Origin of the sequence: Peribacillus sp. FSL E2-0159, from assembly GCF_038643155.1 — a bacterium.
Taxonomy (GTDB): domain Bacteria; phylum Bacillota; class Bacilli; order Bacillales; family DSM-1321; genus Peribacillus; species Peribacillus simplex.
In genome coordinates, this window is sequence record NZ_CP152053.1 from 5616180 (window position 1) to 5637468 (window position 21289).

The window sequence follows — 21289 nt, forward strand, 5'->3', positions numbered from 1 at the left end:
CTTTAATTAAGCCATTTCTTTTGCTTTAGCAACAACTTCTTCGATGCGGCCAACTAGACGGAAAGCATCTTCAGGAAGTTCGTCATATTTTCCAGCTAGGATATCTTTGAATCCTTGGACTGTTTCTTTAACTGGTACATAAGATCCTTTTTGACCAGTAAATTGCTCAGCCACGTGGAAGTTTTGTGACAAGAAGTTTTGAATTCTACGAGCACGTTGCACGATTACTTTTTCGTCTTCGCTTAACTCGTCCATACCCAAGATCGCAATAATATCTTGAAGTTCTTTATATTTCTGTAAAGTTGATTGAACTTGACGAGCTACTTTATAGTGCTCAGTTCCAACGATTTCTGGGCTAAGAGCACGAGAAGAAGAAGCCAATGGATCAACTGCTGGGTAGATACCCATTTCAGAAAGTTTACGCTCAAGGTTAGTTGTTGCATCTAAGTGAGCGAAAGTTGTAGCTGGAGCCGGATCCGTATAGTCATCGGCAGGTACATAGATCGCTTGAATAGATGTAACAGAACCTTTATTAGTTGATGTGATACGTTCTTGTAATTGACCCATTTCTGTAGCAAGGGTTGGTTGGTAACCTACCGCTGAAGGCATACGGCCTAGAAGGGCAGAAACCTCTGAACCTGCTTGAGTGAAACGGAAGATGTTATCGATGAAGAAAAGAACGTCTTGTCCTTGTTCGTCACGGAAATATTCAGCCATTGTCAAACCACTTAGAGCTACACGCATACGTGCACCTGGTGGCTCGTTCATTTGTCCGAATACCATCGCTGTTTTCTTAATAACACCAGAATCAGTCATCTCGTAGAAAAGGTCATTTCCTTCACGAGTACGCTCACCTACACCAGCGAATACTGAAATACCGCCGTGCTCTTGTGCGATGTTATTAATAAGTTCTTGGATAAGTACAGTTTTACCAACACCGGCACCACCGAAGAGACCGATTTTACCACCTTTGATGTAAGGTGCAAGTAAATCTACTACTTTAATACCCGTTTCAAGAATTTCAACTGTTGTTGATAATTCCTCAAAAGTTGGTGCTTGTCTGTGAATTGGATCACGACGCACCTCTGCTGTAAGTGGTTCAAATAGGTCAATGTTTTCCCCTAATACGTTGAAAACGCGACCTAGAGTTACTTCACCTACAGGAACGGAAATTGGAGCTCCTGTATCAACAGTCTCTGCACCACGAGTTAAACCATCCGTGGAAGACATTGCTACAGTACGAACTGTATTATCACCTAGTTGAAGGGCTACTTCAAGAGTTAGTCCTGTACCAGACGCTGTATTTTCGATTCTTAACGCATTATAGATCTTAGGAAGTTGTCCGTCTTCGAATTTCACGTCAACAACCGGACCCATAACTTGAGTAACGCGTCCTATATTCATCGTTTTCCCTCCTAACGTTGCTTATAACGACAATCAAGTTTATGGAACGGCCAGCATATCGTCCGGGCCGACCGTCCCTTTAATAATTTTATTCTAAAGCTGCTGCACCGCCGACAATCTCAGTAATTTCTTGAGTAATCGCTGCCTGACGTGCACGGTTATATTGCAATGAAAGTGAATCAATCAATTCTTTCGCATTATCAGTTGCATTTTTCATTGCAGTCATACGTGCAGAGTGCTCACTTGCTTTACCATCTAGCAAAGCACCATAAATTAAACTTTCTGCGTACTGAGGTAGTAATACCTCAAGAATTTCTTCTGCATTCGGTTCAAATTCATAAGAAGTCAATGCTGCATTGGAAGTATTAAAGTCAGCTAAAGGAAGGACTTGCGTTTCCGTTACATCCTGCTGGATTGGGCTGACATAATGGTTATAGTACATATAAAGCTCATCACACAGTTCATTTAGATACAAATTCACTGTTGATTTAGCAAGGGAGCTAATGTCAGCGAAAGATGGCTGATCAGGAACACCAATTACTTCAAGCTCTACGTGCATATTACGGCTGACAAAGAAATCACGGCCAACCCTTCCGATTGCGATAATGACGAACTCATCATTGGATTTATGGCGTTCAAGAATAGTTTTATGAACGTGGCGAAGGATACTACTGTTGTATGCTCCTGCCAATCCGCGGTCCGATGTGATTACCAGGTAACCGGTTTTCTTCACTGGACGTGAGACAAGCATTGGATGAGATGCACCCGTACTTCCGTTCGCAATACTTGATACTACTTCTTGAATTTTTTCCATATATGGAACATATGCTTTAGCATTAGCTTCAGCACGGTTCATTTTAGAAGCAGATACCATCTGCATCGCTTTTGTAATTTGACTCGTCTTTTTCGTTGAAGTAATCCGAGACTTAATATCGCGTAAAGAGGCCATTCATTCTCACCACCCTTTATAAATTAGTTAGACCTTATTATTCAGAAATAACGAAGTTCTTTTTGAACTCGTTAATTGCAGCAACGATAGCAGCGTCTTCAGGAAGACCTTTAGTTGTGCGAATGTGATCTAATAATTCTGGATGAGAACGATCTAGGAACACATAGTATTCTTCTTCAAAACGAAGGATATCCGATACTGGAATATCATCTAAATGACCTTTAGTTAATGCATAGAAAATCATGACTTGTTTTTCAACTTTAATTGGTTTATTTAGATCTTGCTTAAGAACTTCAACTGTACGAGCACCACGGTTAAGTTTTGCTTGAGTAGCAGCATCAAGATCAGAACCGAATTGAGAGAATGCTTCCAATTCACGATAAGAAGCTAAGTCTAGACGTAATGTACCAGCAACTTTTTTCATCGCTTTAATTTGTGCAGATCCACCAACACGGGATACAGAAAGACCAGCGTTAATCGCAGGACGTACACCTGAGAAGAACAAATCGGATTGTAAGAAGATTTGTCCATCCGTGATGGAAATAACGTTTGTTGGAATGTAAGCAGAGATATCGCCTGCTTGTGTTTCAACAAATGGAAGCGCAGTGATTGAACCGGCACCTAAAGTGTCATTCAATTTAGCTGCACGCTCAAGTAAGCGGGAGTGCAAGTAGAATACATCCCCAGGGAATGCTTCACGACCTGGAGGACGGCGAAGAAGCAAGGAAAGTTCACGGTATGCTGATGCTTGTTTAGAAAGATCATCATATACCACTAAAACGTGCTTGCCAGAGAACATAAACTCTTCACCCATAGTCACACCAGCATATGGAGCTAGGTATAAAAGTGGAGCTGGTTGAGAAGCTGATGCAGATACAACAATTGTGTAATCTAGTGCACCATTTTTACGTAGTGTCTCAACTGTTCCACGAACTGTTGATTCTTTTTGACCAATAGCAACATAGATACAGATCATGTCTTGGTCAGCTTGGTTAAGGATTGTATCGATCGCAACTGATGTTTTACCAGTTTGACGGTCACCAATGATTAACTCACGTTGTCCACGTCCGATTGGTACTAGAGCATCGATTGCTTTAATCCCTGTTTGTAATGGCTCATGAACAGATTTACGGTCCATAACACCTGTAGCAGGGCTTTCGATTGGACGAGTTTTTGTTGTAGCGATCGGACCAAGACCATCCAAAGGTTGTCCTAGCGGATTCACGACACGTCCGATTAATTCTTCTCCAACTGGTACTTCCATGATTCTTCCTGTACGGCGTACTTCACTGCCTTCTTGAATGTCTCTGAATGGTCCAAGAATAACAACACCTACGTTATTTTGCTCAAGGTTTTGTGCCAATCCCATTGAACCATTAGAAAATTCTAAGAGCTCCCCAGCCATTGCATTATCTAAACCATGAACGCGAGCGATACCATCACCAACAGTGATTACTGTACCTACATCGCTTACTTTAATTTCCGACTGATAGTTTTCAATCTGCTTTTTAATCAGCGCACTGATTTCTTCAGCTTTGATGCTCATGAATTTCACCCCTATCTGTGAATATTAACCTAATAGTTGTTTGCTAAGGCGATCAAGCTTCCCGCTTATCGTTCCGTCATAAATACGGTTACCGATTTGAAGTTTGATGCCGCCAAGAATATTGCTATCCGTAACATTAGTGATACGCAAATTTCGTTTGCCGATTTTTGCAGCGAAAGCTGAAGACACAGCTTTTGCTTCAGCTTCAGTTAAAGGATTAACTGTATATACAGTCGCATCTGCAACTGAATTTTCTTCATTCGCAAGTTCAATGAACTCTTGTGCCATTGCAGTCACTTCATCTGTACGATGACGCTCCACCATTAACATTAAAGTGTTTTGAACGGAAGATGATAGCCCTGCAAATGCATTTGCCAACAAATCACGTTTTGCATCGCTAGTCATTTTAGGATGAGCCAAGAAGTTTAATAGCTCTTTATCATTTGTGAAAACTTCATTCACTATGCGAAGCTCTTCTTCAAGTTGGTTAATGAGATTTTGCTCTTTCGCAATTTGGAAAAGAGCTACAGCATAACGTCCTGCTACAGTTATATCGCTCATTTACCTTCTCCTGCCTCTTGAATATAATCATTGATTAGTTTTTCTTGATCAGCTGATGAAAGTTCTTTCTCAATCACCTTAGATGCGATCATAACAGATAAAGAAGCAACTTGCTCACGTAAGGCGGCAACTGCTTTTTCTCTCTCTTGAACGATTTCACGTTTTGCTGATTCTTTAACACGTTCAGCCTCTGCACGCGCTTGATTAATAATATCTTCGCGTTGTGCTTCGCCTTGTTGCTTAGCATTCTCTATAAGTTGTCCCGCTTCAGTGCGAGATTGTTTTACGATTTCACGCTGTTCTTCTAAATACTTCAGTGCTTCTTTTCTACTAACTTCAGCTGCTTCAATTTCATTTGCAACATGCTCTTCACGTTCTTTCATGATGCCCATTAACGGACCCCATGCAAACTTCTTAAGCAACGCTAACAAAATAATAAAGATTACAAGCTGGTATATGATATCCCCACCATTAAAGTGGCCTGCTTGACCAAGAACAAAATTGCTTGTTAACACGCTCGATTCACTCCCTTCATGAGATTCACTATTGAAGTTCTGTATTTTCAATTGACAGTATCACTGTCATAAATGTTCACTTTAACACAGAGCAATGGCGAAGGGTCTCCTTGGATCATCTTCGCCATTATTGAACTTTTTCAAGTTATCTTATTTACCCATTACAATAAACGCGATAACTACAGCGATGATTGGAAGTGCCTCAACTAACGCAATACCAACGAACATTGTAGTTTGTAGCATACCACGAGCTTCTGGCTGACGAGCCATTCCTTCAATTGTACGCCCAACGATAAGACCATTACCAATACCCGCACCTAGTGCACCTAATCCAACTGCGATAGCAGCAGCTATAAGACCTAAAGAACCTGTCATGATAAATTTCCTCCTTGAAATGTTGTTTTATTTTTTCATCAATATAATGTTCAAAATGAACAATATTTATAATTAATGGTCGTCACTTACTTTATGGGAAAGATAAACCATCGTTAACATAGTAAAGATAAAAGCTTGAATGGAGCCGACAAAGATACTAAATCCTTCCCAAGCTAACATTGGTAATGCAGCAGTAGCCGCACCCAAAACACTACTTGTTCCTAGTCCAGCAAGTAAAGTTAATAGTAACTCACCCGCATAAATATTCCCGTAAAGCCGCAATCCTAGAGTTAACGTATTAGCGAACTCCTCAATAATCTTTAACGGAAACAAGAAACCCATTGGTTGGACATAAGTTTTGGCATAATTTTTCATGCCTCTCATCTTGATACCATAATAATGAGTTAAACCCATTACCATAACTGCCAAGGTTAATGTTATTGCTGGATCAGATGTAGGTGATTTCCACCAAAGCTGATCTCCTATTACAATCGAGAACGGCAATCCTAACATATTTGATACAAATACGTACAATATTAACGTCATTCCCAACATAAGGAACTGACCACCCGTACGCCAATCCATATTGCTGTTGATGATGTTTTTCACAAAATCCATAACCCATTCGATAAAGTTTTGGATTCCTGTTGGCCTCATCGCAAGTTTACGAGTTGCTGTAACAGCAATTATGAAGACAATGAGACTTGCGATAGTCATCATAAGAACATTAGCCAAGTTGAAATGTATTCCGGTATCCATAAATTCCCACATAGGAGCTTCATGATTCAACAGTATTCACCTCTCTTCTTTACTACCTACGTATGTTTTGCATAAAATAATCTATCATAATGACAAAGTAAACTGTCATTAATCCCACAACCACGCAGACCACTTGAAACTCATTAGGATATCTCAATGCAATAATTGCAGCTAAACCCGCTACAGACATTCTAGTTAAACTACCAAGGGAGCGCGTTTTCTTACCTTCGGCAACCTCTTGAGCGAACTTTTTGTTTTTTTTGACCATTGACCAGAATATAAATAGGCTGAAGGCAGTTCCAAGCAATAATCCTTGGAAGACTGAATCATGTGAAGTGAAGCCCACCCCAAGTACATAAATACCCATTAAATACAACATGTATTTTAGCTGCCTATTGAACATTTTTTCCAATTCTAGCATTTTGTCATGTAATCTCCCTAGAAATATTGTAGTATCTGTGTTTAGCTAGGAGAATTTGCCCGTAACAAGTCCAAATAGAAGGTCAAAAACTTACTTCTATTTGACACGTTATTAACGTATGAAACCCCTCTCATTTTACATCCTTAGTTAGCATACAATAGGCAAGAATCAATGTCAATGAGTGGTTAGTGAAATTTGTCACAGGTTTGTAATTATTAACGAATTGTTCACAAATTATATTTTTTATACTATTGACATCCTTTTTATTTTACTTATTGTCCTCTGTTCACTCAATAAGTAACGTCTTTTCTATCCGATCTTCCCTTCCGCCCCTTCTCGCAAAGATTATCGCTTTATACACTCCTTTGGGGGGCAAGTTCTTTTTCAATACATCTTTTTTGATCAAACCGGAAGGTGCCGATCTCGACCAATCCAAATATCCAACGAATTTCAAGCTATCTTCCTCATAAAGGGCAATACCGAATTCTTCAGCCCCACGCGGAAGGTACATTTCGTATCGATATGTGCCTTCCTTGTCCCCTTGACCAAAATCAAATCCCATTATCCTTGGATAATCTGGTTCTTCTTTTACGTATAAATAAGGAAGGGATATTCTTTTGGTTCCTTCCATTATAATGAGGTATCCATCAAAGACTCCCTTTTTAAGCACGGCTGGGTTGACCTGCAGTCCCACTTTTATCCGTTTCTTTTCCTTAGGATTCAAAGTAAGTGATTTTGGCAATTCCCAAGTGAGTCCCGTCTCTTTTAATGGAACCATAAAAGAGTACTTCCTCCTTTTCGTTCCGGTATTTTCTATGACTATCGTTTCATGATGCTCTTCAATTCCTTCTTTTTTTGTATACATCCCAAAGGACAATGAGCTTGGATACAATAGCGTGTCCGCTTTTAAGGCTTCGTCGACCTGGATGCGTCCAGCCCCCTGCTCATATGTGTGATACAATTGATTTGCAGATTTCCTCAATGGCTTGGAAGTGCTCATCAATGCAGACTTCACTTGATCAGGAGTCCATTCCGGGTGTTTTTGCAGGATTAATGCGCATGCTCCTGCAACATGCGGTGCGGACATACTTGTTCCATCCAGGGACATATATCCTTTAGGAATGGTGCTTTCAATTTCCACTCCCGGCGCCAATACGTCAGGCTTTATTCCCCATGATACGGTTACCGGTCCCCTGGAGCTAAAATCTGCGAGCCTATCCTGCTCGTTCTTATAGACAAATTGAACGGTTTTGTTCTGCCCTTGCTCCATGATTTGCTTAAGCTGCAATCCATCTCTTCTATTAATAGAAGCAGCTGGGATGCTCATTTCTTTTTCCAAGCTTCCAGTAAAGGTCCCGCTCGTATTATTATAAACAATTACCCCCTTTGCACCTGCCTTTTCTGCATTGGATACTTTCTGCTGGAAAGTGAGTGTGCCACGTTCCAGCAAAACAATCTTATCCCGAACATGTTTCAGGTCCTTTTTATTACCCAGTCCCCCATATATGACATCCTCGGAAAACGTCAGGTTCCATTTTTTAGAGCCTTGAAACAAGGTTAAATTCGATTGATACTTTTTTGATCCTAGGCCGTAAATCATATACGGAACCCTTAAGGGAGGAGTCGATGCCCCAACGGAAATCGCTTTTTCCGCTGTTCCGGGTGAGCCGACAGTCCATACCGCCGGACCGGAATTTCCGTTTGATGTCACTGCAACGATGCCGCTTTCCACAGCCTTGTTCAATGCAAGGGAGATAGGTAAATCAGGGCCATTGACGTTATTACCAAGAGAGAGGTTCAATACATCCACCTTATCCTTCATGGCTGACTCAATAGCCGTCAAGACTTGATCTGTATCTCCCGCACCACCTGGACCCAAAGCTCGATATGCGTAAATCTCCGCTTCTGGTGCAACACCTTTCATTTTTCCATTGGCTGCAATGATGCCTGCCACATGAGTGCCATGTAATGTATCCAAATCGCCTTGATTTTTGGTTTCCATCGGATCTTCATCACCATCAACCAGATCACTCCCTCCTTTATAAGCACGTTGCAAATCTGGATGTGTATAATCGATACCAGTATCGATTATTCCTACTTTCACCCCTTTACCGGTGATCCGGTGATTCTCCTTATCAAAGAACCCCCTGACCCGGCCTCCTCCTATGTATGGGACACTTTTATCCAACACGGCTTGATAAACGGATACTTCCGTTACAGCCCGAATTTCATCCTCCTTTTTAAGTTGTTCTATCTCATTCTTTTTCCCATGAAGGGAAAATCCATTCAGGGCAACCGAATAAACATTCCTTAATTGAAGGGATGGATATTTTTCAAGCAGTTTTTCGATCTTTTTTCGTTGAAACGCCTTATCCATCGTGACAACAACCGTTACTTCCTTAGATTCAGATAGTTTTGGTAAGGGCGGCAGAATGACCGATGCCAATCCCTTTTCATTTTGATAAATAAATATAAAAAGGAAAACTAACACTATGAACGTTTTCTTTCCCAACATAATCATCCCCTTAGCAGTTATCTTTTCTCAACAACCTTGGAGTATGCAAATAAAAAAAGGAAAAGCGCGTGGCTTTTCCTTTTTTTATGAGTCAAATCTAGTTGGTGGCATGTTTACTTGCTTAAAATAGTAACGGATAGCTTCAGCTATGCGGACCGAAGCATTTCCGTCCCCATATGGATTTGAAGCTTTGGACATTTTTTCGTGCACCTCTTGATCGGTGAGCAATTCATGTGCCAAATCATATATGGTTTGTTCATCGGTACCAGCTAATCTTAAGGTTCCAGCCGCGATCCCCTCAGGACGTTCGGTCGTATCCCTTAAAACTAGGACAGGTACACCAAGTGATGGTGCCTCTTCCTGGATTCCTCCAGAATCAGTCAAAATCAGATAGGCTCTTGAAGCGAAGTTATGAAAATCCAATACATCAAGCGGTTCGATCAAATGAACCCGCGGATCGTCCCCGAGAATTTCGTTTGCCAATTCCTGAACAAGCGGATTTAAATGAACTGGATATACCACCTGCACGTCATCATGTTCAGCAATGATTCTCTTTACGGCCCTGAAGATATTCCTCATGGGTTCCCCTAGATTTTCCCTGCGATGGGCGGTAAGCAAAATGAGCCTGTCTTCTCCAAGTCCATTTAAAACCGGATGGGAATAAGTGGATCGTACAGTCGTTTTTAAAGCATCGGTTGCCGTATTTCCCGTCACGAAGATATTATCCTTCTTGTTTTCGTTCAGCAGATTCTCCTCCGCTTTCGAAGTCGGCGCAAAATGCAAATCTGCCATCGTACCGGTAAGCTGTCGATTCATCTCTTCCGGATAGGGTGAATACTTATTCCATGTGCGCAGCCCTGCTTCTACATGCCCAATGACAATTTGATTATAAAAAGCTGCCAGACTTGCTACAAACGTTGTGGTTGTATCACCGTGTACAAGGACAATATCAGGTTTAGCTTCCTTCATTACGGAATCAAGACCATTTAATGCTCTTGTTGTAATGTCAGCAAGCGTTTGCCTTTCCTTCATTATGTCCAAGTCATAGTCCGGCTGTATAGAAAATAGTTCGAGAACTTGATCTAACATTTGGCGATGTTGAGCCGTAACAGCAACGATCGGCTTGAAATATTCTGGGTGTTTTTGAAATTCGAGTACTAAGGGAGCCATTTTGACAGCTTCTGGTCTCGTACCGAAAATGGTCATGACTTTTATCGGTTTGTTCATTCGTGACACCTCAGTTTCTTTCCTTATTTTGTGCCGAATAAACGATCTCCTGCGTCTCCAAGACCTGGAACGATATAACCATGTTCATTCAGTTTTTCGTCAAGACCCGCAATATAAATATCAACATCAGGATGGGCTTCTTTTAATGCTTCTACACCCTCTGGAGCTGCAATCAAACACATGAATTTAATATTGACTGCACCGCGCTTTTTAATGGAATGGATCGCTTCGATGGCTGAACCGCCAGTGGCTAACATCGGGTCAACGACAATGCATTCCCTTTCTGCCAAATCACTTGGCATTTTCGCATAATATTCAACCGGTTTCAATGTTTCAGGATCACGGTAAAGACCAACATGTCCGACCTTTGCAGCAGGAATCAGCTTAATGATTCCGTCCACCATGCCTATGCCTGCACGTAAAATCGGGACGATTCCCACTTTTTTACCAGAAAGCATTTTCACTTTCGCTGTGCTTACAGGGGTTTGGATTTCCACCTCTTCCAGCGGCATATCCCTCGTGATTTCAAATGCCATCAATGATGCAACTTCATCCACTAGTTCCCGGAATTCTTTTGTTCCTGTATTTATATCACGTATATAGGCTAATTTGTGTTGAATTAACGGGTGATCGAAAACATAAACTTTTCCCATTTAGCATCTCTCCAATTCCATTGCTTAGTTTTGCGCTCTTTTATGATTTCCCTAATCGAATAGAAAAATTTTCGTGTCTTTTAAAATTCACTTCAACCTATTTTACAGAAAAATGTTTCAATCTTCAATAAAGGTTTAGATGTCAGACCTATTTTCACTATTCGGATTCTTCTAAACAAACTAACCTTCTTTAGGCACAAAAAACCGCTCCCTTTAAAAAGGGAGCGGCTCCGATATTACAATGAAGGATATAATTCAAATTTGTTCGCTAATGATTCAACACGCTGTTTTGCTTCTTCAAGTTTAGCTGCGTCTTCATTATTTTTCAAAACAAGTCCGATGATTGCAGCTATTTCATCCATGTCTTCCAATCCGAAGCCACGTGAAGTCACTGCCGCAGTCCCAATACGGATACCACTCGTAACGAATGGTTTTTCCGGGTCATAAGGAATCGCATTTTTGTTCACGGTAATGCCGATTTCATCCAAAACATGCTCTGCAATTTTTCCAGTTAATCCAGTAGAGCGCACATCAAGTAGAATCAAGTGATTGTCCGTTCCATCAGAAACAAGGGTGAACCCTTCTTTCTTCAAACCTTCGCCCAAACGTTTAGCATTGTCGATGATTTGTTGTGCATACTCTTTAAAATCAGCTTGAAGCGCTTCGCCGAATGCAACAGCCTTAGCGGATATAACATGCATCAATGGACCGCCTTGAATTCCAGGGAAGATGGATTTATCGATCTTCTTACCGAATTCTTCTTTACAGATGATCATCCCTCCGCGTGGTCCGCGAAGTGTTTTATGAGTAGTTGTCGTTACAAAGTCAGCATAAGGAATTGGACTTTGATGTAATCCAGCCGCAACTAAACCTGCAATATGCGCCATATCGACCATTAAATAAGCCCCGACTTCATCTGCAATTTCACGGAATCGCTTGAAGTCAATTTCACGAGGATATGCACTCGCACCCGCTACGATTAATTTCGGTTTGTGCTGACGCGCTTTTTCCAATACATCATTGTAATCGATACGGTGATCTTTTTCGTCTACACCATATTCAACAAAATTGTAGTTAACACCACTGAAGTTAACTGGACTTCCATGTGTTAAGTGACCACCATGCGAAAGGTTCATCCCAAGCACTGTGTCGCCAGTTTGAAGCACTGTAAAGTAAACGGCCATATTGGCTTGAGCTCCAGAGTGAGGCTGTACGTTCACATACTCTCCTCCGAAAATTTCTTTCGCACGCTCACGTGCTAGATCTTCAACGATGTCTACATACTCACATCCGCCATAGTAACGTTTTCCAGGGTATCCTTCTGCATACTTATTAGTCAAGACCGACCCTTGCGCTTCCATGACAGCTTCACTCACGAAGTTTTCAGAAGCAATAAGCTCAATTTTACTTCTTTGACGCCCTAATTCCAGTTGAATTGCGTTAAACACTTGCTCATCTTGCTTTGCTAAACGATTCATTCCGTAATTCCTCCTCAAATTGTGCGTGATTCGCTTTTTAGTATTTATGTGCAACATGCTTTCAAATAAGCATGAAAAAGCCTTACCAATAATTTATTAGAAAATTCTACTCCATTTTAACATGTCTAATTTAGAAGTGATAGTCTATTTTTATCGAACATTAAATGTTTTTTCATTTAAAAACGTTCGTATTTAACATCGAAATTATGATAAATAGCTCTTTCACCCTATATTTCATGAGCGAAATCACCATTCTATTAGCACTACAAAGTAAAGATTTTTCTTGTGAACCTCATCTTGAGCTTTACGATTTTGCTCGCATTCAGTTAAAAAACAGCATTCCCCATCCGAGAAATGCTGTCTCACTTACCCATTAAGTACAACTCTTGTTTTCAGAGATGTCCTGATAAACGGCCCGCTCCCCGCCAATCAATTTCGGGCGGGTTTTTGCCATGGTCACATGTGCATGTCCTATTTCTTTAATGGCAGAGCGAATTGGAACCGCCACATGCTTCAGATGCATGCCAATGAAAGTGTCCCCAATGTCTATCCCCGCATCCGCTTTGATATGTTCAACGACGACAGCATCTTTCCATTGCCGATAGGCGTAAGTCGCCATCGATCCCCCAGCTGTTCTTACAGGTACAACCGAAACTTCTTCATAATCATATCGAACCGCGGTTTCCCTTTGCAAAACCAAGGCCCTGTTTAGATGCTCACAACATTGATATGCAACCTGAACACCCGTTTTTTCTTGAAAATTTCTAACTACGGAAAAAATCATCCCCGCAACATCGAGCGTCCCTTCAGTACCGATCTTTTTCCCGATCACTTCACTTGTACTGCAGCCGATTACCAGTAGCTGTTTCTCTTTTAAAGCTGTCTGTTCTTGAAACTCATGTAATAGTTCCCGTAACTGGTTTTCCCATATCTCAAGCTCATTTGAAAATGTAGCATCACTTATCATGAAAACGCATCCTTTCAATAAGAAAACTTGCTATCGGAAGAAAAGAGGGGTCTCTCTAGATCCTTTTCAAAAACCATAATAATTAACTGTGCTTACCTTCATACTCCGCGATCTTACCGATCCTGTTCTGATGACGCCCGCCTTCAAATTCCGAAGTCAGCCATGTTTGTGCAATTTCCCTGGCAAGACCCGGGCCAATGACTCGTTCCCCCATCGCTAACATATTGGTATCATTATGCTGGCGGGTCAATTTCGCACTATAGACATCATGAACCAATGCACATCGTATTCCTTTGACCTTATTAGCAGCAATGCTCATTCCAATTCCAGTTCCACAGATTAAAATTCCCCGATCGAACTCACCCCTTGCCACTTTTTCAGCAACCGGCAAGGCATAATCAGGATAATCCACCGACGTACTGCATTCACAGCCAAAGTCCTCAAATGGAATCTGTAACTCATTCAATAAATTCTTTATTTCTTCACGGATATGTATACCACCATGATCCGAAGCAATCGCAACTTTCATCATAATCCTCCTCTAGCATTTTCATTTGATTTTATTGTGTCACAAAATTATGAAAAGATAAAGGATGTCCATCCTTTTCCCCGTAAAGAAGCAGGAAACCCACTCGGGTTTCCTGCTGTAAAATGGCAAGTGTGAAAGCGGGTACTGGTCCCGTTCAACTTTTCTGCTTGCACTTTGAGTTGCGTTATCGATTTTTCGACATTTTCCATGACTTGTTCGCTTGCTGTAGCCGTAACTTCTTCCGCTCCAGCAGATGTTTTTTCTGCGATAGCAGCCATTTCTTGGACTGCCTTGATCCTACACTTTGCATTTGACGGTCAACAAGCTTAGTAATATCTTTTACTGTAGCGACCACATTATGTACCCTGTTTATTCTTTAAGCCTATTGACTAATTCTTCTATTAATTCCTGCAGCTCCCTGAACGTTTCCCGATAAATGCCTTCAGAACCGCCAAACGGATCTATTATGTCTCTATCATATTTATCGTCAATAATGAATTCTTTTAAAGTAAAAGTCTTATCGATCATTTGGGGGTATGCACGGGTAATGACCGATTTATGCCCTTCCGTCATGGTGAAAATATGAGTCGCCCACTCCATTTCCTTCTCGGATAAAGGCGTTGAATGATGATTATGCACGATGTCATTTTCAACCAATACATTTTTAGCATGAATCGAAGCATCCTGGCCTGATGAAGCATACACGCCTGCGGACTTCACTTCAACACCCGCAATATTCTTATTTTTCAATATCGCTTCTGCCATCGGGCTTCTGCATGTGTTACCTGTACATACAAATAATACTCGGATCATTTTTAACGCCTCCCTTTTAATTCATTATAAGCTATCGCCCGTTTATTATAGTCAAAAAAATCACTCTCATTATGTCAGAAGAAAAATAAAAACCGCTCCTTTAATCGGAACAGTTGAGGAAGGAATGATATGAATTCAAAGTGGATCAAAAAGAGAACAATAATTTCAATCCAAACGCACACAGGATGCTTCCGCCAAGAATCTCACTATACACGCCAAGCAAACCCTGCATTTTTCGACCCAGTAAAAGCCCTGTCCACGTTAATAGAGTTGCAGCAAACCCAAAACAAAGAACGGTTAAAATCGTTTTTGCACCGTAAATTCCCAGTGTTAACCCTACCGAGAAGCTATCTAGGCTTACCCCTAAAGCAAAAATGAATAGACCTTTCCCCACAGGAGCCAGCATCTTATTCTCCCTGATACCAGCTCCATCCTTTTTACCAGGGATAAACATCTGTATGCCAAGAATAATCAACAATAGACCGCCGGCGTATGTAGCAAAGGTCCCGAATTTTTCTGAAATGAAACGGCCTGCCCCCATTCCAAGCAAGGGCATCCAAATATGAAAAATGCCTACTGTCAGCCCTATAAAAAGTATTTGCCTCAACCTCAGCTTAAACATTCCCATTCCAAGGCCGACTGAAAAGGCATCCATTCCCAACGCGAATGCCATTAGCATTAAGGTGATGATTTCTCCAGCAAATGTATTCATTTCAATCCCCCTCGGACGTGCCTACTACATGTTATGCATGTCCGAAAAGAAATAGAAGGATAAATCAGTCCTTATTACATATGTTCCTTGATGATTTGATGACCTGCAGCCTTCTCAAGCCGGTTCATGACCGCAGCTCCTATTCCATGGTCAGGAAACATTTCACTAAAAATCACATCGACCTCCAGCTCATCAAACTGCCTTAAAGCATCATATAAGCCTGTCGCAACAGAATGTAAATCCGCTAATGAACCTGGGACAACCACATAATCCGCCTTATAATCCTGTTGATGTTCATACGCCGTTATGATGCCCACCTTTAACCCGTCATTTCTTTTATCATCCACAAGCTTCTGAAGGAAAGCTTGATTACCCTTGACTAAATATAGAGGAGCCTTCGGAGCATAGTGGGTATATTTCATGCCCGGGGCTTTTGGCGCCATTTCCTGATTCTTCAATGCGACATCTTGCCTGACTTCCCCTATTACCGCTTCCAGCTGTTCCAGGGTCACCCCGCCAGGTCTTAAAATAACAGGGACTTCCACAGTGCAATCAAGTACTGTGGATTCCACGCCCACACCCGTAGTCCCTCCATCGACTATGCCTGCTATCCGGCCCATCAAGTCATCTTCAACATGTTTTGCTGAAGTCGGGCTTGGTTTACCAGAAGTATTTGCACTTGGAGCCGCAATGGGTAAATCACTTGCACGAATAAGGCCAAGGGCAACCTGATGATCTGGCATCCTGACAGCGACCGTATCCAATCCAGCTGTCACAAGATTTGATAGTTGGCCCGGTTTTCGTTTCATGATCAAAGTCAAAGGACCCGGCCAAAATTCTGCCATTAGCTTCCGGGCCTGTTCAGGAATCTCTTCTACAATACCTGTCAACTGGTCATCGGAGGCTATATGAACGATTAAAGGATTATCACTCGGACGTCCCTTTGCTTCAAACACTTTTTTGACCGCCTCGTCATTTTTGGCATTCGCTCCTAGTCCATAAACGGTCTCTGTAGGAAAAGCAACCACTTGATTAGCCTTTAATAATTCAGCTGATTGTGTAATCTGGGGATAACTTTGTAAATTATCCACATTTTTATCCACTGACCAAATTTTCGTTTTCATCTTGAACACCATCGCCTTTTAACATTTCTTATTTTATATAATCGCTTTATATGAACGATATTTTCAACTTATCATACTAATTTCACTTAAAAGATACTTTGAAAGTATAAAAGAAGTATACACATAATTCAAGTGTTATCCACAAATTGGGGATAACCATATCGAATCCGTGGATAACTTTGTGGATATTAATGATTAATGACAGACTTTTTTGATTTTTTGTTAATAACCCTGTGGATATGTTTTTTAAATTGTCTGACTTTAAAAAAATAGGGCAGCTGCCTCCTTTTTAAAATAGATCATTAAAGATCTCCGCAAACAAGGACTTCACTTCCACCTCAGGCTCCTTTTCCCCTTCATATAATTGTTGACCTTGTTCATTGGATGCCGCAAGTTCAACCTTGTTTTCCTCAACATTCCCTTCTACGACTTCCTCTGTAACTTGTTCCTTATCTTTTACTTCTGTCACTTCCTCTTTTACCTCTGGCTCTACAACCTTTTCTTTTACCGTTTCTTCCGGTACCTCCTCTTTTACGCTCTCCTCCATTACCTTTTCTTCAACTACTTCCTCTGGCCCTTTTTCCTTTTCAACCAACACTTCTTCTTCAACTTCTTCCTCTGCAACAGGTACACTCTCTTCATTTGTTGCAGCATACGCCTTCCCTTCCGAATTAATGGATCCTTCATCTTCATCCTCGACTATCGGACTTTGACTTACAGCCGTCCCATTTGAAAAATCCAAGAAACACAATGGGGGAAATAACACACACCACCAATTAGCGCCATCCCCTTCACCAAGTGTGATAATCACTGCTTCATAATCGCCTGCCGGATATAAATACTGCCCGTAGAGTTTTGTCGGAAATTCCGCTTGTCCAAAATCCACTTTTACTGACTGCTCCAAACCCTGTTCCTTTATAACTGCCTCAGCCGTCGCCTGGATATCCGGTAGATGCGAGGTGATCACATCCCTCGCTTCATCCAAAGAAGTAAGCTCCTCGACCCACTTTGTGATATCTTCATTTACCTCATCCCTAATCAGCCGTTTAACCGCTTGATCCTCTTCCGCATCACTATTAGCGAGTATCCGCAGACGAATCGCCTCATCTGGGATCACCTTCGTATCTTCTGCACCAACCATCTCCGCTTTAGGCATATATATACTTACGATCGTTCCTATAGTTAAGATTAATAGATAAATAATGGCTAAATGTTTAGTTTTCATCGCCTTCGCCCCCTCACATGAATTAGTCTCACCATTTTCCAGCTATCTTAAACTAGTAAAAACAAAAAAAGTTGATAGCTGGAAAAATAGATTCAAGAGGATAATGAGGGTGGCGTCCCTAAAAAAATCCGTCTCACATAAGGGAGACGGATCATTTTAATACAGCAAAGACCATTCGATCTTTCTCATTAATGTCATTTACAACGGATACTTCTGCGGCAGGAAACGTTCGCTTCAATAAATCGGCAACCGCCTTACCCTGTCCAGTGCCCACTTCAAAACCGATCAGCCCAGGCACCTTCATGATCAGAGGTAACTGCTCCATAAAGCGGCGGTAAAAATCCAGCCCATCGATACCGGCAAATAATGCACGATGTGGTTCATGACCCGTTACGACTACCGACATGGATTTTTGATCATCATCTGGAATATATGGCGGATTCGATAAAAGGATGTCCACCTTCTGGTTTATCTTTATGAAAGGCTGAAGCAAATCACCTTGCTTGAACTGCACTTCGGCACCGAGTGATTCGGCATTTTTCCTCGCCACCTCAAGTGAAGGTTCCGCTATGTCCGTGGCCGTCACCAACAAGTTTGATTTTTCAAGTTTCATCGTTATGGCAATTGCGCCGCTGCCCGTCCCAATATCAGCTAAACGGAGCTTCTGTCCCTCCATAAAAATGGTCGGGAGTTTACGTAATGTATAATAAACCAATTCTTCTGTTTCAGGTCTCGGTATAAGCACTTCTTCATTCACAAAGAAGGTCCGTCCATAAAAATCTTCACTGCCGATTATATATTGGATGGGCGTTCCATCAGCATGCATCTCGATAGCCGCCTTAAATTGCCCAAAATCGGCTTCACTAAGCTCATCATGAAGGTTGGCCAGCATTTGTGAGCGAGTTTGTTTTAAAAAGTGCTGTAACAGGATTTCCCCAGCATTGGCATCACGATCATTTTCCTTTAAAAAAGAAGAAGCCCATCTCAGGGCTTCAAACACTTTCACGGCAGAATTACTCATCTGCATTTTCCAGCCTTGAAGATTGGTCTTCCATGATTAATGCATCAACGACTTCATCCAGTTTACCTTCCATGATCTGATCCAGCTTTTGAATCGTTAAACCAATTCGGTGGTCGGTAACGCGGTTTTGCGGGAAGTTATAAGTTCGAATCCTTTCGGATCGGTCCCCCGTTCCAACAGCAAGCTTCCTATTTTGATCATATTCCGCCTGTACTTCGCGATGAATCTTATCGTACACCCTGGCACGCAAAACCTTCATTGCTTTTTCTTTGTTCTTGATTTGTGATTTTTCATCTTGACAAGATACAACCGTATTAGTCGGAATATGAGTCAAGCGCACCGCTGACATTGTCGTATTGACACTTTGTCCACCAGGACCGCTTGATGCAAAGGTATCGACACGAACATCCTTATCATGGATTTCAACTTCCACTTCCTCAGCTTCTGGTAAAACGGCAACCGTGGCTGTAGATGTATGAATCCGTCCGCCAGATTCAGTTTCAGGTACTCGCTGAACGCGATGTGCTCCATTTTCGAACTTCAATTTTGAATAAGCGCCATTGCCATTAATCATGAATATGATTTCCTTGTAGCCGCCAAGCCCTGTAGGACTTGCTTCAATGACTTCAGTCCGCCAACCCTGCACCTCAGCAAAACGGCTATACATTCGGTATAGACTACCTGCAAATAAGGCCGCCTCATCTCCGCCTGCCGCTCCGCGGATCTCCATGATTACGTTTTTATCATCGTTAGGGTCTTTCGGAATAAGCAATATTTTCAGTTTATCCTCAAGGCCTTGTATGGTCTCATCAAGTTCATTGATCTCTTCTTTTACCATTTCACGCATATCCGCATCAAGCTTATCCTCCAGCATCGCCTTCGCTTCCTTGAGTTGCTCACGAACCGCTTTATATTCTTTATAAGTCGATGCGGTCTCTTGAATGCTGGATTGCTCCTTAGAATATTCCCTTAACTTCTTAGAGTCATTAATGATCTCCGGGTCACTTAATAGTTCATTCAATCTTTCATATCTATCTTCTACTGCTTGCAATCGATCAAACAAATTATTCACCTCATAAAATTCCCAAAACATTTGAAACGAATTGGAAGTAATCCATCTTTTCTAACTATAAATAAGTAGTTCAGTGCCCCAGCTCAGTTCACTTCTAGGTTAATTATAGTATAGGTGAATAATCAACGTCAAAGAGGATTCAAAAATGTCGTTATTTCTTTAATTTTACATCTATATTATATTGAGGCACAGCCCTGTTTATAATGCCTTGTATTCGCTGTATTTCCTCATTTCTTTCTTTTTCCGTCTTGATTTTGCCTTTATCATGGACCGTAACATGTATGGTATTTCCATTAAACCAAACGGAGCCCGCCTCATAATTGGTTTCCGATTCAATGGCTCCTCGGATATCATCAATTTGCTGCCCCATGGATGGTGAATTATTGGATGTATGATGCGGTGTATTAAGGATTTGATCTGATGGCCGTTCCGCTTCATTGTCCCAATCATTATTGGATACACGTTTTAAACCATTGCCAACAAAATCCTTGCCATCCCGAGATTGATCCCCATATTCCGAATCATTATTTATTGCATTGTCATTTTGACCGCATGCCGTTAGTGCAGCAAGCAGTATGGCCGTCATAATAAACAGTTTTGATTTCATGTTTTTTCCCTCCATTTTGACTGGTTAAGATGAACATTTCCTCGTTAGCCTACCCAAAATGGGGCAATATTTATCTTTTATTTCCCTTCCATGTATTGGTCATCCACCTGAATAACTCCAGCAGTTTTTCTACCTTAATTATAATTCCCAACCATTTCTTCATAAAAAAAGCACCCTACGATCTCATCGGATCATAGGGCACCATCATTCAAATATGTTCTTTAATCCCAACAGACAGCTTACCCGGAACTTCGTGATGATGGCGGCAGCGGGGCTCGTACGATTCCGATGCACCCACAAGGATGATCGGCTCATCATAGGAGGCCGGCTCCCCATCTATCAAGCGCTGTGTCCTGCTCGCAGGCGATCCGCACACTTCACACACAGCCTGCAGCTTAGTCACCGATTCTGCAAGCGATAATAGAACAGGCATAGGACCGAATGGTTCTCCTCTGAAATCTTGATCGAGTCCAGCCATAATCACTCGATAACCGCTGTCCGCAAGATGCTGGGCAACCCCGATAATTTCATGATCAAAAAATTGCACTTCATCTATTGCAATAATATCCAGGGGCTTGTCCAAATACTTAAAAATATCCGTTGAATGGGCAATCGGTTTTGCCATCACAGAAGAGCCATTGTGTGATACGACAGCCTCTTCCGCATAGCGATTATCAATAGCTGGTTTAAATACAGCTATTTGCTCTTTTGCAAATTGAGCACGGCTGACTCGTTTAATCAATTCCTCAGATTTACCCGAAAACATGCTTCCGCAAATAAGCTCGATCCAGCCTGTTTGTTTCATTACATACATGG

General features: G+C 41.5%; 23 protein-coding genes. All 23 read right to left on the reverse strand.

Annotated elements, in window-relative coordinates; genetic code table 11:
• Positions 1-6: 6 nt before the first annotated feature.
• Positions 7-1404 (reverse strand): F0F1 ATP synthase subunit beta, encoded by a 1398-nt coding sequence (gene atpD, locus NYE63_RS27470; RefSeq protein ID WP_342603541.1) that lies wholly within the window; start codon positions 1402-1404, stop codon positions 7-9.
• Positions 1405-1492: 88 nt separating this feature from the next.
• Positions 1493-2353, reverse strand: coding sequence for a F0F1 ATP synthase subunit gamma (locus NYE63_RS27475; protein ID WP_328113892.1), 861 nt, complete (start codon positions 2351-2353; stop codon positions 1493-1495).
• A gap of 37 nt (positions 2354-2390) precedes the next feature.
• Positions 2391-3899, reverse strand: a complete 1509-nt coding sequence (gene atpA / locus NYE63_RS27480; protein WP_063234151.1) for a F0F1 ATP synthase subunit alpha — start codon at positions 3897-3899, stop codon at positions 2391-2393.
• Positions 3900-3923: 24 nt separating this feature from the next.
• Positions 3924-4460: a F0F1 ATP synthase subunit delta gene (locus NYE63_RS27485; protein WP_342603542.1), complete on the reverse strand. Its 537-nt coding sequence runs from the start codon at positions 4458-4460 to the stop codon at positions 3924-3926.
• A complete protein-coding gene (gene atpF / locus NYE63_RS27490) occupies positions 4457-4975 on the reverse strand; it encodes a F0F1 ATP synthase subunit B (RefSeq protein WP_342603543.1) in 519 nt (172 codons plus the stop codon). Before atpF ends, NYE63_RS27485 begins: the two co-directional genes overlap by 4 nt.
• 150 nt (positions 4976-5125) lie before the next feature.
• A complete protein-coding gene (gene atpE / locus NYE63_RS27495; RefSeq protein ID WP_034315818.1) occupies positions 5126-5350 on the reverse strand; it encodes a F0F1 ATP synthase subunit C in 225 nt (74 codons plus the stop codon).
• Positions 5351-5422: 72 nt separating this feature from the next.
• Positions 5423-6139, reverse strand: coding sequence for a F0F1 ATP synthase subunit A (atpB, locus tag NYE63_RS27500; protein WP_342603544.1), 717 nt, complete (start codon positions 6137-6139; stop codon positions 5423-5425).
• Between the two features lie 22 nt (positions 6140-6161).
• A complete protein-coding gene (locus NYE63_RS27505; protein ID WP_342603545.1) occupies positions 6162-6530 on the reverse strand; it encodes an ATP synthase subunit I in 369 nt (122 codons plus the stop codon).
• A gap of 286 nt (positions 6531-6816) precedes the next feature.
• The gene (locus tag NYE63_RS27510; protein WP_342603546.1) at positions 6817-9045 is read right to left on the reverse strand and encodes a S8 family serine peptidase; all 2229 of its coding nucleotides are present in this window, start codon (positions 9043-9045) and stop codon (positions 6817-6819) included.
• An 84-nt stretch (positions 9046-9129) separates the two neighbouring features.
• Positions 9130-10272 (reverse strand): UDP-N-acetylglucosamine 2-epimerase (non-hydrolyzing), encoded by a 1143-nt coding sequence (gene wecB / locus NYE63_RS27515; protein WP_342603547.1) that lies wholly within the window; start codon positions 10270-10272, stop codon positions 9130-9132.
• Positions 10273-10295: 23 nt separating this feature from the next.
• Complete coding sequence (upp, locus tag NYE63_RS27520) at positions 10296-10925, reverse strand: uracil phosphoribosyltransferase (protein ID WP_034315825.1); 630 nt, start codon at positions 10923-10925, stop codon at positions 10296-10298.
• 236 nt (positions 10926-11161) lie between these two features.
• Positions 11162-12403 carry a serine hydroxymethyltransferase gene (gene glyA, locus NYE63_RS27525; protein WP_063234158.1) on the reverse strand — a complete coding sequence of 414 codons (1242 nt, stop codon included), beginning with the start codon at positions 12401-12403 and terminating at the stop codon, positions 11162-11164.
• Positions 12404-12776: 373 nt separating this feature from the next.
• Positions 12777-13370, reverse strand: coding sequence for a TIGR01440 family protein (locus tag NYE63_RS27530; RefSeq protein WP_342603548.1), 594 nt, complete (start codon positions 13368-13370; stop codon positions 12777-12779).
• Between the two features lie 82 nt (positions 13371-13452).
• A complete protein-coding gene (gene rpiB, locus NYE63_RS27535) occupies positions 13453-13899 on the reverse strand; it encodes a ribose 5-phosphate isomerase B (RefSeq protein ID WP_034315832.1) in 447 nt (148 codons plus the stop codon).
• A 47-nt stretch (positions 13900-13946) separates the two neighbouring features.
• Positions 13947-14177 (reverse strand): hypothetical protein, encoded by a 231-nt coding sequence (locus NYE63_RS27540; RefSeq protein WP_342603549.1) that lies wholly within the window; start codon positions 14175-14177, stop codon positions 13947-13949.
• A gap of 91 nt (positions 14178-14268) precedes the next feature.
• On the reverse strand, positions 14269-14712 hold the full coding sequence (locus NYE63_RS27545; RefSeq protein WP_342603550.1) for a low molecular weight protein arginine phosphatase: 444 nt from the start codon (positions 14710-14712) through the stop codon (positions 14269-14271).
• 145 nt (positions 14713-14857) lie between these two features.
• Positions 14858-15424, reverse strand: a complete 567-nt coding sequence (locus NYE63_RS27550) for a manganese efflux pump (protein WP_342603551.1) — start codon at positions 15422-15424, stop codon at positions 14858-14860.
• Between the two features lie 74 nt (positions 15425-15498).
• The gene (locus NYE63_RS27555) at positions 15499-16548 is read right to left on the reverse strand and encodes an L-threonylcarbamoyladenylate synthase (protein ID WP_342603552.1); all 1050 of its coding nucleotides are present in this window, start codon (positions 16546-16548) and stop codon (positions 15499-15501) included.
• Positions 16549-16837: 289 nt separating this feature from the next.
• A complete protein-coding gene (spoIIR, locus tag NYE63_RS27560) occupies positions 16838-17773 on the reverse strand; it encodes a stage II sporulation protein R (RefSeq protein ID WP_342603553.1) in 936 nt (311 codons plus the stop codon).
• Between the two features lie 151 nt (positions 17774-17924).
• Positions 17925-18794, reverse strand: a complete 870-nt coding sequence (gene prmC, locus NYE63_RS27565) for a peptide chain release factor N(5)-glutamine methyltransferase (protein WP_342603554.1) — start codon at positions 18792-18794, stop codon at positions 17925-17927.
• On the reverse strand, positions 18787-19857 hold the full coding sequence (prfA, locus tag NYE63_RS27570) for a peptide chain release factor 1 (RefSeq protein WP_342603555.1): 1071 nt from the start codon (positions 19855-19857) through the stop codon (positions 18787-18789). Before prfA ends, prmC begins: the two co-directional genes overlap by 8 nt.
• A 160-nt stretch (positions 19858-20017) precedes the next feature.
• Complete coding sequence (locus NYE63_RS27575) at positions 20018-20473, reverse strand: hypothetical protein (protein ID WP_342603556.1); 456 nt, start codon at positions 20471-20473, stop codon at positions 20018-20020.
• A 208-nt stretch (positions 20474-20681) separates the two neighbouring features.
• Entirely contained in the window at positions 20682-21287 is a 606-nt protein-coding gene (locus NYE63_RS27580) for a thymidine kinase (protein WP_342603557.1), read from the reverse strand.
• Positions 21288-21289 lie beyond the last annotated feature (2 nt).

What these genes read in the sequence shown, in the direction of transcription:
- atpD (WP_342603541.1), bottom strand. Translation starts at nt 1,404, where the DNA reads ATGAATATAGGACGCGTTACTCAAGTTATGGGTCCGGTTGTTGACGTG.
- NYE63_RS27475 (WP_328113892.1), bottom strand. Translation starts at nt 2,353, where the DNA reads ATGGCCTCTTTACGCGATATTAAGTCTCGGATTACTTCAACGAAAAAG.
- atpA (WP_063234151.1), bottom strand. Translation starts at nt 3,899, where the DNA reads ATGAGCATCAAAGCTGAAGAAATCAGTGCGCTGATTAAAAAGCAGATT.
- NYE63_RS27485 (WP_342603542.1), bottom strand. Translation starts at nt 4,460, where the DNA reads ATGAGCGATATAACTGTAGCAGGACGTTATGCTGTAGCTCTTTTCCAA.
- atpE (WP_034315818.1), bottom strand. Translation starts at nt 5,350, where the DNA reads ATGACAGGTTCTTTAGGTCTTATAGCTGCTGCTATCGCAGTTGGATTA.
- NYE63_RS27505 (WP_342603545.1), bottom strand. Translation starts at nt 6,530, where the DNA reads ATGCTAGAATTGGAAAAAATGTTCAATAGGCAGCTAAAATACATGTTG.
- NYE63_RS27510 (WP_342603546.1), bottom strand. Translation starts at nt 9,045, where the DNA reads ATGTTGGGAAAGAAAACGTTCATAGTGTTAGTTTTCCTTTTTATATTT.
- wecB (WP_342603547.1), bottom strand. Translation starts at nt 10,272, where the DNA reads ATGAACAAACCGATAAAAGTCATGACCATTTTCGGTACGAGACCAGAA.
- upp (WP_034315825.1), bottom strand. Translation starts at nt 10,925, where the DNA reads ATGGGAAAAGTTTATGTTTTCGATCACCCGTTAATTCAACACAAATTA.
- glyA (WP_063234158.1), bottom strand. Translation starts at nt 12,403, where the DNA reads ATGAATCGTTTAGCAAAGCAAGATGAGCAAGTGTTTAACGCAATTCAA.
- NYE63_RS27530 (WP_342603548.1), bottom strand. Translation starts at nt 13,370, where the DNA reads ATGATAAGTGATGCTACATTTTCAAATGAGCTTGAGATATGGGAAAAC.
- rpiB (WP_034315832.1), bottom strand. Translation starts at nt 13,899, where the DNA reads ATGAAAGTTGCGATTGCTTCGGATCATGGTGGTATACATATCCGTGAA.
- NYE63_RS27540 (WP_342603549.1), bottom strand. Translation starts at nt 14,177, where the DNA reads ATGGCTGCTATCGCAGAAAAAACATCTGCTGGAGCGGAAGAAGTTACG.
- NYE63_RS27545 (WP_342603550.1), bottom strand. Translation starts at nt 14,712, where the DNA reads ATGATCCGAGTATTATTTGTATGTACAGGTAACACATGCAGAAGCCCG.
- NYE63_RS27550 (WP_342603551.1), bottom strand. Translation starts at nt 15,424, where the DNA reads ATGAATACATTTGCTGGAGAAATCATCACCTTAATGCTAATGGCATTC.
- NYE63_RS27555 (WP_342603552.1), bottom strand. Translation starts at nt 16,548, where the DNA reads ATGAAAACGAAAATTTGGTCAGTGGATAAAAATGTGGATAATTTACAA.
- spoIIR (WP_342603553.1), bottom strand. Translation starts at nt 17,773, where the DNA reads ATGAAAACTAAACATTTAGCCATTATTTATCTATTAATCTTAACTATA.
- prmC (WP_342603554.1), bottom strand. Translation starts at nt 18,794, where the DNA reads ATGAGTAATTCTGCCGTGAAAGTGTTTGAAGCCCTGAGATGGGCTTCT.
- NYE63_RS27575 (WP_342603556.1), bottom strand. Translation starts at nt 20,473, where the DNA reads ATGAAATCAAAACTGTTTATTATGACGGCCATACTGCTTGCTGCACTA.
- NYE63_RS27580 (WP_342603557.1), bottom strand. Translation starts at nt 21,287, where the DNA reads ATGTATGTAATGAAACAAACAGGCTGGATCGAGCTTATTTGCGGAAGC.